Annotated in this window: 9 protein-coding genes; 3 read left to right on the top strand and 6 right to left on the bottom strand. The window is 55.7% G+C overall.

Annotation, left to right across the window (positions count from 1 at the left end):
• Nucleotides 1–10: 10 nt before the first annotated feature.
• The 4 genes from Poly59_RS07655 to Poly59_RS07640 all read right to left on the bottom strand — a co-directional run bounded on the left by Poly59_RS07655 (nt 11) and on the right by Poly59_RS07640 (nt 6703).
• On the bottom strand, nt 11–2197 hold the full coding sequence (locus Poly59_RS07655) for a 3-hydroxyacyl-CoA dehydrogenase NAD-binding domain-containing protein (RefSeq protein ID WP_146533514.1): 2187 nt from the start codon (nt 2195–2197) through the stop codon (nt 11–13).
• Nucleotides 2194–3492 (bottom strand): thiolase family protein, encoded by a 1299-nt coding sequence (locus Poly59_RS07650; RefSeq protein ID WP_146533513.1) that lies wholly within the window; start codon nt 3490–3492, stop codon nt 2194–2196. The genes Poly59_RS07655 and Poly59_RS07650 overlap by 4 nt, the downstream gene beginning before the upstream one ends.
• Complete coding sequence (locus Poly59_RS07645) at nt 3485–5146, bottom strand: AMP-binding protein (protein WP_146533512.1); 1662 nt, start codon at nt 5144–5146, stop codon at nt 3485–3487. The genes Poly59_RS07650 and Poly59_RS07645 overlap by 8 nt, the downstream gene beginning before the upstream one ends.
• A gap of 291 nt (nt 5147–5437) precedes the next feature.
• A complete protein-coding gene (locus Poly59_RS07640) occupies nt 5438–6703 on the bottom strand; it encodes a lactate racemase domain-containing protein (RefSeq protein ID WP_146533511.1) in 1266 nt (421 codons plus the stop codon).
• Nucleotides 6704–6807: 104 nt separating this feature from the next.
• Between Poly59_RS07640 and Poly59_RS07635 the strand changes: the two genes are divergently transcribed.
• Genes Poly59_RS07635 through ilvE form a run of 3 tightly spaced genes read left to right on the top strand, consistent with a single transcriptional unit; the run spans nt 6808 to nt 8993 of the window.
• A complete protein-coding gene (locus tag Poly59_RS07635; protein ID WP_146533510.1) occupies nt 6808–7263 on the top strand; it encodes a 3-hydroxyacyl-ACP dehydratase FabZ family protein in 456 nt (151 codons plus the stop codon).
• Nucleotides 7260–8090, top strand: a complete 831-nt coding sequence (locus tag Poly59_RS07630; RefSeq protein ID WP_390621444.1) for an SDR family oxidoreductase — start codon at nt 7260–7262, stop codon at nt 8088–8090. Before Poly59_RS07635 ends, Poly59_RS07630 begins: the two co-directional genes overlap by 4 nt.
• Nucleotides 8091–8135: 45 nt before the next feature.
• Entirely contained in the window at nt 8136–8993 is an 858-nt protein-coding gene (gene ilvE, locus Poly59_RS07625; protein ID WP_146533509.1) for a branched-chain-amino-acid transaminase, read from the top strand.
• Between the two features lie 189 nt (nt 8994–9182).
• Here ilvE and Poly59_RS07620 read toward each other — a convergent pair whose 3' ends face one another.
• A complete protein-coding gene (locus tag Poly59_RS07620) occupies nt 9183–10532 on the bottom strand; it encodes a sigma-54-dependent transcriptional regulator (protein ID WP_146534393.1) in 1350 nt (449 codons plus the stop codon).
• A gap of 106 nt (nt 10533–10638) precedes the next feature.
• Nucleotides 10639–12255, bottom strand: coding sequence for a sensor histidine kinase (locus Poly59_RS07615; protein WP_186776084.1), 1617 nt, complete (start codon nt 12253–12255; stop codon nt 10639–10641).
• Between the last annotated feature and the right edge of the window lie 69 nt (nt 12256–12324).

The following is a 12324-nucleotide window of genomic DNA, read 5'->3' as shown; positions in this document are numbered from 1 at the left end:
ACGGTAAAAGTTAAATTTGTGGCTGCATCCCGATCGAAGGTTGATCGCCGGTCTGACCCGGCTGATCGATTGCAGCTTCTTCAAAACAAGCGGCGCTGAATCGACTGCCATGAATGCGGGCCAATCGGCGAGTGTTTTCCGCGACGGTTTCAAGGCCAATCGTTTCAATCATCTTCATCGGTCCGCCACGATGGGGTGCAAAACCGGTCCCTAATACCATGGCCAGATCGATCGCCCAGGCTTCGGAAACCACGTGTTGTTGGTGACAGCGAACCGCTTCGATCAACATCGGATAGATCAACCGACGTGTGATCGGTGTCAGGCCGTCATTGATCATTCCAACGCTGGAGTTCGATTGATTTTCGGTGCTTTTGTTTTTCATCATCGTGGCACCTTGGCGTTTCTCGTCGACGTAGCGATAGAAACCTTCCCCGGACTTTCGACCTAGCATTCCATGTTGGACCATTCGCTTGAGTTGATTGATGGCCGGATCAGCGTTTTCGATCACGCCACGAAGCGACTCCGCCACATCAGCTGCTACGTCGATACCAACTTGGTCCAGCAACTCAAGTGGCCCCATCGGCATTCCGAATCGACGGATTTCGCGATCGATTTCTGCAGTGTCGTGTCGTTCGCCAACCATCGTGATTGCTTCGCCCAGATACGGGAACAACACGCGGTTGACTAGGAAACCAGGCGTATCCGTCGTGACGACTGGTGTCTTTCCCATCGCTTTGACGAATTGGACCAGTCTTGCCATCGTTTCGTCGTCGGTGTCGCGTCCGCGGATGACTTCGACCAGTTCCATCCGATGGACTGGATTGAAAAAGTGAAGACCCGCAACGTGATGCGAACGATGGGTGGCGTCGCCCATCGCGGTGATCGATAGCGAGGACGTGTTGCTTGCAAGGATCGCAGTGGGTTTGGCGACCGAGTCAAGCTGTGCGAACACGTTCGCTTTGGCATCGGCTCGTTCAACCACGGCCTCGATCACAAGGTCGCAGTCTTCAAGCGAAGATAGTTCGGTACTGATCTGGATCTTTGCACGAAGCAGGTCTCGTTCGAACGATCCCCATCGTTTTCGTGTGGCCAGATCATGAATCAACGTATTGATGCGAGCGGAACCAGCCCGGCATGATTTGTCATCAATTTCTTTTATCATGACGTCGTAGCCGCGTGTGGCGGCAAGTTGTCCGATACCAGCACCCATGGCTCCCGCACCGACAATGCCAACCTTCCGAATCGGTTCGTGGTGCAATGCCGTGCCCGCAGATCGTGACCAGGTCGATGGTTTTCTGGCGCGTTCGCGAGCGAAATAGAGTCCTAAGAGATTCCGGCACGTTGGCGTAAATAACAACGACAGGAATTCAGATTCTTCTAACCCGTATCCGTCGTAATTAGGCTTGCACGCGACGGAAGCCGCCCCAATCGCAGATTCCAACGCTGGATAGTGTTTTGACTTCGTCCGAATCGCGCGTTTGGACATTCGTACGGTCAGTGCACGACCGATGCGAGTGCCATCAAGCAATCGTCGCCAAAGCGGCGCTGAATGACCAGCGGTGACGCGTCCGGCGACGACATCGTCAACAAATTGTGCCACACCGTGGTCCCAATGGTCGGGTGAGATGGCACGGTCGACCAAGCCAACCTTGATGGCTGCGGAAGCGTTCAAATGTTTGCCGGTTAAGATCAACGGCAAAGCGCGGCTGAGTCCGATGCGACGCGGTAAACGTTGAGTTCCGCCCCATCCGGGAATCAGTCCAAGCTGAATTTCCGGCAGACCGATTTTCGTTGATGTGTTGTCGCGAGCGATTCGATAGTCGCAGGCTAGCGACCATTCCAAGCCACCACCTAGGCAGGGTCCGTGAATTGCAACGATCGTCGGTATCGGTAGCGATTCGATTCGGTTGAACAGGCGTTGCCCCGCTTGGATCAACTCGCTCGCTTCTTGAGGAGACTTGATGCCAGCGATCACAGCGACGTCGGCGCCAGCCAGAAATCCGCTCTCTTTCTCGCTCCGAAAGACGACGGCAGTTACGCCAATTGCCCGCTCGAGGTCACCAACGATCGTGACGAATTCTGACATCACTTCCGCGGTCAACACATTCATGGGACGGTCGGGGACGTCGATTGAAACCGTCACGACGCCGTGATAGTCGGTCGAGACGGAAAAGTTTCGGTACGGTTTCGTGATCATGATCGTTTCTCCGAATGAGTTTCAACTACCACTGCGACTCCTTGTCCTCCACCGACGCACAGGGTTACCAACCCGCGTGTACCGCCTGATTCGCGAAGCGAACGCAGCATTGTCAGAATCAAACGCGTGCCTGTTGTGCCGACCGGATGTCCGATTGCTATCGCGCCGCCGTGAACGTTTCGTTTCGCTGGATCCATTTCCCCCACAGCCGACGTCATGCCAAGCTCCTTTTTGGCAAATGATCGCGACGCCATTGCCCGCTCGCATGCAATCACTTGCGCGGCAAAGGCTTCGTTGATTTCGATCAAGTCAAAGTCGGATATCGACAGTCCGGTTTGACGAAGCAGCTTGGCAATCGCATAAACAGGCCCCAAACCCATTCGCCTTGGGTCGCACCCGGCGATCGCGTAGGCGGTGATGTATCCCAATGGCGCGACGTCGAATCGATCCGTTTCACTCGCGCGAGACAAGACCATCGCAGCGGCACCGTCGGTAAGCGGGCAACTGTTACCAGCCGTCACGCTTCCATTGCGATAAAAAATCGGACGCAGTTTGGCGAGCGAGGCCATCGACTGTCCGTAGCGGATCGCATTGTCTTTTTCGAACGATTCCCCATGGACATCGACCGGAACAATCTCGCCCGATAAGAAGCATTGCTTCTGAGTGGATTCGGCCTTTTGATGGCTCTCCATCGCAAAGCGGTCTTGCTCGTCACGCGTGATTGCGAATTCTTTCGCCAACAGTTCAGCCGTTTCACCCATGTTCAGGCCCGACACCGGATCGGTCAGTCCAAGTTCAACACCCACGACCGGTTTGAAGTGTTTTGGGCGAAAGCGAGATAACGTCGCTAGCTTTTCACGTAGCGATTTTGAACGAGCCAACTTCATCCAGATCGCGGCCGCTTCGGAAGTCACCAAGAACGGGATTTGCGACATCGATTCTGTTCCGCCCGCGGCGATGATTGTCGCTCGTTCGGATGCGAGCGCGTGCCAAGCAGCGATCACAGATTCGATTCCCGAAGCACAATTTCGATTAACCGTATGGGCTATCCGGTCGTTCGGAATTCCCGACGACAACGCGACGACGCGAGCAATGTTGGCGGCATCCGGCGGTCCGGCGACGTTGCCGAAAACAACCTCATCAACGGCATCGGATTTTATGCCGCTGCGCTTAATCGCGTCGCGAAGCGCGATGCTGCCAAGTTCGACGGCTGAAACACCTGCGAACGTTCCAAACGCTTTGGCAAACGGAGTCCGTGCGGCAGCGATCACGGCAAGGGGTTCGAGGTCATTCATTTTCGTTCTCCCGAAGTTCGCGTCTAAGAACTTTGCCTAGGAAGTTGCGGGGCAGGTCGGTTTCGCAGCGATGCCATAGGCGCGGTCGCTTGTACTTTGCCAGATGTTCAGCGCAATGACCGGCCAGCGCCGCTTCGTTCCAAGAGGCCGACGGATCCATCACCACAAACGCTTTGACGATTTCACCTCGCGCATCATCCGCAACGCCTACCACTGCGACATCGCTGACGCCTGAGAATTGCCGGATCGCGTCTTCAACTTCACTCGGATAAACGTTGAACCCCGAGGTGATGATCAAGTCTTTTTTGCGGCCCGCGATCCGGTAATATCCATCCGGATCACAGATCGCGAGGTCACCGGTGTGCAACCAGCCATCATGAATCGCAGTGCGAGTGGCACGGTCGTCGCCCCAATAGCCGAGCATCACTTGAGGACCCCGCACGATCAACTCGCCGGTTTCGCCCGCGGGGACTTCGCGTGTGGAGTCTGTGGAATCGACAATCCGGCACTCGGTTTCCGGAAGTGGTAAACCGATGAAGCCGTATCTCGGCTCTTTGAAAAGATGCCCGACGTGAGTCACCGGTGAAGCTTCGCTGAGTCCATAACCTTCGACCACCAGCGCGCCGGTATGGTCTGCGAACTCCGATGCAACGGATGGTTCCAGCGACGCGCCGCCCGATATCACCCACTTCAATCGTTTGACTGTTGGTGGCACTTTTCGAAAGCGTTCGTTCATTGCGACCAGCATTGCTGGCACGGTATGAAATACCGTCGGTTGATGTTGTTCGACAAGTGCGATGACTTGTCGGGTATTGAAACGGTGGTGGAGGATCAAGGTTGACGCGGTTGCGGCGCCGCCCATCACCGTGGCTGACATGCCATAGCTGTGGAAGAACGGCAAGACAGCCAGCATCGTTTCTTTCGCGAACGAACGCCGCGTCCACTGAAATTGTTGCCACGCGTTGGCGACTAGATTGGTATGGCTAAGCGTGACTGCTTTGGGCGTGCCCGTAGTGCCGCCGGTCGGCAAGATGTAGGCAGGGTCGTTGGTCGGATCGATCGAGATCGGTTGCCAGGACGTTGTCGTGGCATCGACCTCGTCCCAGAACCAATGCACTCGTTTTGTCGTCGGTAAAGTCCAACTTCCGGTGCGCGTACGTCTGGCCCATAAATATCCCAGTTGATGCAGCGAAGGTAGGTGCTGGCGAATCGAAACCAGTAACAAACTGACGTCCGAATCCGTCACGGTGTCGCTTAGCATGTCGAGGGAAACGACCAATCGGCATCTTGTTTTTGCCAGCAATGAAGCAATCTCTTCGGCCACCATCAGTGGACTGATGGCGATGGCGATACCACCGCATCGCCAAATGGCGTTCGCGACAATCACGTATTCGGGAACATTCGGCAGCAGCAGTCCAACTCGGTCGCCCGGGCGGACGCCAAGGCGTTGCAGCATGGCAGCGACTCGAACGGTATCGCGGTTGAGTTGGCGATAGTTCCAAACTTGATCGCCGTAAACCACCGCGGCTCGATCGGGAACTTGCTCGGCGGCGTGTTGGAGCAATCCAAATGCGGGCAGGTCTCGGTAGCTTCTAAGACCCTCGGGGGCGCCTGTCGCGGCGGCGGTCGTGTCGCCTTGGAAAAGAAAACCCATCACGGACCTCCTCTACCTCGAACGGCTGCCGGCTCGGAATCAGCCTGGACCCAGAAACGACACCTCGGAAACGATGGGTTGCCGATGGTGGCGCGGGCAAGAAGAGCGGGAACTGAGCCGGAATCGCCTCTTGCCGCGTGCAATGCATTCTAGGTCGGAAACGCCGCTTTGGCTAGTGTTTTTCCCGGAGGTTGCTTTAAGGGCGTTTTCGTGAGCCTTGTGTGCTTGCATGCAATTCGTAAGGGATGATTTTCCGCGAGTGCGAAGCTGGAGTCGCGATTCGATGCTGGCCTAAAGTGGCGCTTGCCACAGCCCGAGTGCTGGGTTCCGAATGAAGTAGAATTCAGAGCCGTCGATGTCCTGGTGAAAGCCATCATCTAGCTTTGTGACGTCGTAGCGTTTCATCAGTTCGTTGACGTCACCGGGCGTGTAATTGACGCCGCGAATTTCGTCGGCGGAAAGTTTCCCGGCGGCGTAAACGACTTCGAAACGGTTTTCGTGTGAGCCGTGTACCAAGTGCGCCGCTGCCGACGGGTTGGCTCGCAAATCTTCGTTCTCGGCAAATAGCTGAATGATTTCTTCTTTGGTGCGGTATCCGTACTTGCGAATCAACAAGTCGATTGATTTGTCTTCGCCAAACTTTTTGACAGCCGGGCCCAGCACGGTCAAACGTCCGCCGGTCGCAATCGCCAACCGCGTCCGGTAGATCGCTTTGTTGCCCAGCCAAGTGCTCGAAAACTCTTGCGGATCCAAGTAGGCGACCACATGTTTGGGCGCGCGGTCGAGATGCGTGATGTTGACTTTGCGGGCAAGCTCCGCAGCCGCAAAGAACGTGTCATGATCGTCGCCGATGTACAGGCCTCGCGTGTGCAAGGTTCCGTCGGGCATCTGTTGGATCACGGTCAACGCGTACAGCAGCGGCATGTCCTTGCAGAACTGATCCTGGGCGTGATTGAGGATCTGGCGCAGCGGTGTATTGGCTTGACCGAGTGTTTGTTCGATTCCGTAGACTGCGCTTAGGTAGTGACTCTCGTTGATGCCTTCGACACCGCCGGTTCCGACAAACACGTTCTTGTTGTAGTTCGCCATCCCGATCACTTCGTGCGGAACCACTTGCCCGAGTGAAAAGATCAGATCGTGTCCGCCTTGAACCAGCATCTTGTTGACTTGCGCCTTCCACGGATTGTCGTATAAGCCTCCGGTCACTTTCTTGACGTACGACGCAGGCACTTCGCCCAGAGTGACCACGTCATCGCGCCAGCGATGGGGCCGAAACAGTTCATGCGGGACGCCCGGGAACATGTGGTCAAGTTGCTCGGGTTCCATTTCGTCATGCGTGCCCAGGGCAGGCATGATGTCCTTGACTCGGTCACCCAGCAGTTCGTGACACATCACTGTCATTTCGCCAGCACGGCTGAACAGACGCGTTTGGTCGGGCGGCAACAGAAGCACCTTTTCGCGAGGCCCGATCGCGGCGAACGTTTCCTTCAGAGCATCGCGAAGATCGTCGCTGGTGAGTGAGTTGGTTTCGCTGCCGTTGGCGTAGTAGGTCGTCATGTTCGAAAAGAGCGGAAAGAAGGGCTGGATTACACCGGAAACCGTCAACGTATCAGATCCGCGCCCGCTTGACGTGTGGTGCCAATTTGCCGTCTCATATCGGCATGACTGCCAACGAAATCCAACAACGAATCCCGCATCGCGGCCCGATGCTTTTGGTCGACGAAATCGTCTCGGAAAACGAGGATTCGATCGTATGCCGAAAGACTTTTCGGGCGGATGAATTCTTCTTTCAGGGCCATTTTCCCGACTCGCCCATTGTTCCGGGCGTGATTCAGTGCGAATGTTGCCTGCAAGCCGGTGCCGTCTTGTTGGCCGGGCGTGGCGGCGATGTGGTTGCCGATGCCGTCCCTGTGGCGACTCGAATGGACTCGGTGAAGTTCAAGAAAATGATTCGGCCGGGCGACACCGTCGAAATCGAAGCCAAGCTGAACGAGCAAGTCAGCAACGCTTTTTACATGACTGGCAAATTGACCATCGGCGGTAAGCTCGCCACACGGTTGGATTTTTGCTGCAGCATGTCCAGTCCCGCCGCCAAACCAGAAGGATCGGCATCGTGAATCCAAGTGAACCTGCCTTTGATTTCTTGGGTCTGTCGGGCAAGACGGTTCTGGTGATGGGCGTCGCGAACAAGAAGAGTGTCGCCTTCCGGATCGCCAAAATATTGGAAAGCACCGGTGTCGACGTGATCTACAGTGTCCGCAGCGAATCGCGAAAAGCCAGCTTGGAAAAGCTGCTTGCCGGTCGGCGCATCATCATTTGTGATGTTGAAAAGCAAGCCGAAATCGACGCGTTAGCCACGACGCTTTCGTCGGACGGCACTCGTTTGGCCGGGCTGGTTCATTCGATCGCGTTCGCGGACTATCCCGATGGCATCCGTCCGTTCCACGAAACCACACGTACTCAGTTCTTGCAGGCGATCGATATCTCGGCGTATTCGTTGACAACGGTTTGCAATTCACTGAAAGAAATCTTTGATCGCGATGCATCCGTGGTCACGATCGGCATCAGCACAACGCGTATGGCCAGCGAGAGCTACGGATTCATGGCGCCGATCAAGGCAGCCCTCGAATCGTCACTCGCTTTCTTAACGAAGTCGTTCAGTCGATTCAGCGAAGTGCGGTTTAACAGTGTTGCTGCGGGGTTGTTGAAGACCAGCGCGTCGGCTGGAATCCCTGGTTATGTCGACTCTTATTTGTATGCCGAAAAAGTGATTCCACGCGGGCGTGCGGTCGAAACCGATGAAGTCGCTTCGACAGCAGTCTTTTTGCTAAGCCCGCGCAGCAGCGGCATCACGGCCCAGTCGATCGTTGTCGATGCCGGCATGTCGATCAACTATTTTGATGCTTCGGTGGTCAGTGCTGTCACAGCCGCTGACATCGACTGATTGATTCTTTTGCATTCACGTTCCTCTTGCCCGTTTTAGTTTTCCATGAGCCAACAGATCTATATCAACGGTGAATACTTCTCGCGCGAGAACGCCAAGGTCAGCGTTTACGATCACGGTTTGTTGTACGGCGACGGGATCTTCGAAGGCATGCGGATCTATAGCGGCAAGGTTTTCCGATTACAGGAACACTTGATTCGGCTGTGGGAATCGGCGCTCGCCATCGCGCTGCCGATTGGCATGACGATCGAGCAGCTTGCGGCCGACGTGGATGAGTGCGTCAAGAAGAACGGCTTGGACGACGGTTACATTCGGCTGATCGTCACCCGTGGCAGCGGTCCGCTGGGATTGGACCCGTACAAGTGCAGCGATCCGCAGGTGATCATCATCGCCGATAAAATCTCGTTGTATCCGGACGAGATGTATACCAACGGTTTGGAATTGGTCACGGCATCGACGATTCGCAATCACCCTGCGGCCCTGAGTCCACGAGTCAAATCGTTGAACTACTTGAACAACATCATGGCCAAGATGGAGGGCCTGCGAGCGGGCTGTGTCGAGGCGTTGATGTTGAACATCAAGGGCGAAGTGGCTGAGTGTACCGGCGACAATATTTTTATCGTCAAGAACGGCAAGCTATCGACGCCACCGATCGACGCTGGAATCCTAGAAGGGATCACACGTAATGCCGTCCTCGAGCTGGCAGTTGCGGCGGGGATTGAAACGTCCGAGTGTGCGATGACGCGTCACGACATCTTCATTGCGGATGAGTGTTTCTTGACCGGCAGCGCGGCCGAAGTGATCGCCGCAGTCAAGTTGGATGGACGCACCATCGGCGACGGCAAGCCGGGCCCGATCACAACGAAATTGAACGAAGCGTTCCGCAAGCTTGTGCGTGCTTAAGCATCGCAGTACCAGACGCTAGTATTCCGTGTCAGCTTAGTTTTCGGGTAGACGGTCGTGGATCTTGTTAAAGATCCTGTCGTGCAAGAATCTTTAACAAGATCCCCTACCCAAAATTGAGCCGACACGGACGACAATTGCATGACAGCTGTGAGTTTCGCTACGCCGACTTTAGGTTGTGATGGGATGCTAGCCGGCCAGCTTTTTTTCCTCGGCCGCATTCAATTTGTTGTACAGCGTCTTGAGGCTGACACCTAGCTCTTCGGCGGCGGCTGGTTTATTGCCGTCGTTACGCTCGATGGCTTTGTCGATCGCCAGCATTTCAAGATCTCGCAGTGTCATTGGTCCCGAGTCGCGGATCTCTTTTCGCAACTGGCGTTTGCCGAAGTGACGTGGCAGATCTTCGGCGCCGATTGGCATCGCGTCGCATAGGATAGCGGCGTGTTCGATAACGTTGGCCAGTTCGCGCACGTTGCCGGGCCAACGATGTGACAGCAACTGCTCGAGCGCCTCGGGCGAAAATAGTTGGTCGTCGGATCCGTCAGTTCGATGGCGACGCAGCAGGTGCCGTGCTAGTACAGGAATGTCTTCGGTACGTTCTCGCAGCGCCGGAACATGGATTTCGAACGTGTTGATTCGGAACATCAAGTCCTCGCGGAATGTGCCTTCCTCGACCATCTTTTCAAGGTCTCGGTGAGTCGCGCAGACGACTCGCACATCGACGTGGACAGTCTGGTTGTCGCCGAGCCGGCGGATGTCGCCTGTCTCGAGCACTCGCAGTAGTTTTGCCTGCATCGAAAGTGGCAGTTCGCCGATCTCGTCCAAGAAAATCGTACCGCCATCGGCAACTTCGAACAATCCGGTACGAGCCGAGTCAGCACCCGTGAACGCACCGCGGCAGTGTCCAAACAGTTCGCTTTCGATCAGGTTTTCTGGCAATGCGCCACAGTTGACTGGGACGAGTGGTTTGTCGGCACGTTGGCTGGCGTTGTGTACGGCGCGGGCGACTAGTTCTTTGCCGCATCCCGTTTCACCGCGGATCAGTACAGAACTGTCGGTCGGTGACACTTTGGCGATCAGCGAACGGACCGCGTCCATCGCTTTTCCGCTGCCGACAAGTTGCGAGTCGCCTTCGGCGTGGCGCAGACGCAGGTTCAGCGCGGTCAGTTGCTTTTTGTTTTGGCGTCGTTCATTGACTCGGCCCAACAGGCCGGCAATGTCGGCCAGTCGGCAAGGCTTGGTCAAGTAATCGAATGCTTGATGACGCAGCGCCGCGATCGCCGTTTCTTGGCTGGGTTTGCCCGTCATCACGACCGCTTCGATTTCGGGACGCAGTTCGCGCGCCTTGCCGATCACGTCGATGCCGTTCATTCCGGGCATGTCGAGGTCGACCAACAAGCAGTCGAACGATTCTTTTTCGAGTGCCGCAACTGCTGTTAAGCCGTCCGGGCAAACAGTGACTGAGTAACCCATGCGAGGCAATTCTTGTCGCATCAGTTCTTGCAAGTTCTTTTCGTCGTCGGCAAACAGGATGTGCATTGCCGGCGGTTGGTTGGATTTGCTTTTGGACATGTTTTTGGCAGCGATGAGGTTTGGTTGGATGCGCAGGAACTTGAGGTCCAGGACTGGTTTGATCCGCGGTTTCTTAGGCAGCTTGCAGGATCCGGTGGCTGCCGGTGATGTCAGTGTCGCTGGGTTGGTAGGGTAGCGACAATTCCATGCGGGAACCGCGACCTTCGCCGTCACTGTGCGGAACTAGGGATCCGCCGTGCTGGGAAATGATTCGATAGGTAATGCTGAGCCCGAGTCCCGTGCCCGTTCCGTCACGCCGGCGTGTGAAGAACGGTTCGAAAAGGTGCTGCATCACTTCTTGGGTCATTCCGCAACCATTGTCTTCGACAATGATCGATGCCCATTGATCATCGCCACGAACATGCACGTCGACGGCGCCGTCGTGGTCGACGCTTTCGAGCGCGTTGGTGACTAGGTTTAAGACCACTTGGCGAATCTCTTGCGGATTCACCTCGGCAACGACTTTCCCGCTGGTGTGCGTGCGAATCGTTTTGCAGCGAAACTTGCCAACCGTACCGACCATTGCGACCACGTCTTGAATCAATTCAGACAAGTCGGTTGGCGCACGGCGCACTTCGTTCAAACGGCTAAAGTCGAGCAATCGTTCGGTGATGCCTTTGCAGCGATACGCTTCGTCTTCGATCCGTTTCAGGTTGGTCGAGAGTGACTCGTACAGTTCATCGTCGACCAATCGTTCGGATGCTGGCACCATCGCCAACTCGGCAACCCGAGATTGAAGTGACTCGCTACTCCACGCGATCGCGGCTAGCGGATTGTTGATTTCGTGAGCGACGCCGGCCGCCAAAAAACCGACACTGGCGAGTTGTTCGTTTTGGATCACTTCGCGAGTGCGTTCGCGAACTTGCATGTCGAGGTTTTGGCACCAAGACTCAACTGTGTCGTATGCCTTTTGAAAACGGTCAGTCATCTCGTTCATCGATTCGGCGAGTTCACTTAGTTCATCACCGGTGCCAAGATCGATGCGGTGTTTGAACTCACCGCCGGCAACCAACCGCGATCCCACCAGCAACGTGCGGAACGGTTTGACCACGAGTGAGTTGAGCGACCACAGCAGAATCGCCATGATCACGATCGCCATCACCGTGCAGAACCAGGCAATCGCGATCCAGGTACGATACTGTCCGCGAACATCGTTGCTGACGTCGGCCATCGAGCCATGAATCATCGTCAAGTGCTCGTCGGTCAAATCGACTAACCTGTCCAGCGGTTCTCTGAGATCAGGGCGACGAAACGTTTCGGTCGTTTGTGGTTCACGGCGATACGATTCGAGCGCCTCGTACGCCACCTGCATATCTTTGATGCTTTGTTTTTGCCGGTCGTGATTGACCAGCAACGCGGTCGATTTGGTTCGCGGTTCGATGAATGCCGCGTATCGCTGCAGAATGATGTTGAACGAGATGCTTGCCTGGTCAAATTGGTCGCGTTCGAATTGTTCGATATTGATCAGCGGATCCACCAAGGGCGACGAATGGATCATGCCCTCATGCGTGCGGATTTCGCTGGTCCGTACGTTGCTCTCACGCATGAACAGAGCGTAGCGATTCAAGTCATTGATGAACGGAATTTCAACGGCCCGCTGACTGACGGCATCGGCCAATCGTCGGTATCGGTTGAGGCCCCAGAACCCGCTAAATGCGAGAAGCAAGACGATCGCGGACAGCAGTGTCAACGCGATTATGAGCTTGGTTCGAATCGATCGCCGTTTCAACACGCGCTCGCCCTCCATGGACCTTTTCGT

Source organism: Rubripirellula reticaptiva (assembly GCF_007860175.1).
Taxonomy (GTDB): Bacteria; Planctomycetota; Planctomycetia; order Pirellulales; family Pirellulaceae; genus Rubripirellula; species Rubripirellula reticaptiva.
The sequence above is the reverse complement of the archived record's forward strand: the minus strand, read 5'-3'. Positions and strand labels throughout refer to the sequence as shown.

What these genes read in the sequence shown, in the direction of transcription:
- Poly59_RS07640 (WP_146533511.1), bottom strand. Translation starts at nt 6,703, where the DNA reads ATGACGACCTACTACGCCAACGGCAGCGAAACCAACTCACTCACCAGC.
- Poly59_RS07645 (WP_146533512.1), bottom strand. Translation starts at nt 5,146, where the DNA reads ATGGGTTTTCTTTTCCAAGGCGACACGACCGCCGCCGCGACAGGCGCC.
- Poly59_RS07635 (WP_146533510.1), top strand. Translation starts at nt 6,808, where the DNA reads ATGACTGCCAACGAAATCCAACAACGAATCCCGCATCGCGGCCCGATG.
- Poly59_RS07655 (WP_146533514.1), bottom strand. Translation starts at nt 2,197, where the DNA reads ATGATCACGAAACCGTACCGAAACTTTTCCGTCTCGACCGACTATCAC.
- Poly59_RS07650 (WP_146533513.1), bottom strand. Translation starts at nt 3,492, where the DNA reads ATGAATGACCTCGAACCCCTTGCCGTGATCGCTGCCGCACGGACTCCG.
- Poly59_RS07620 (WP_146534393.1), bottom strand. Translation starts at nt 10,532, where the DNA reads ATGCACATCCTGTTTGCCGACGACGAAAAGAACTTGCAAGAACTGATG.
- ilvE (WP_146533509.1), top strand. Translation starts at nt 8,136, where the DNA reads ATGAGCCAACAGATCTATATCAACGGTGAATACTTCTCGCGCGAGAAC.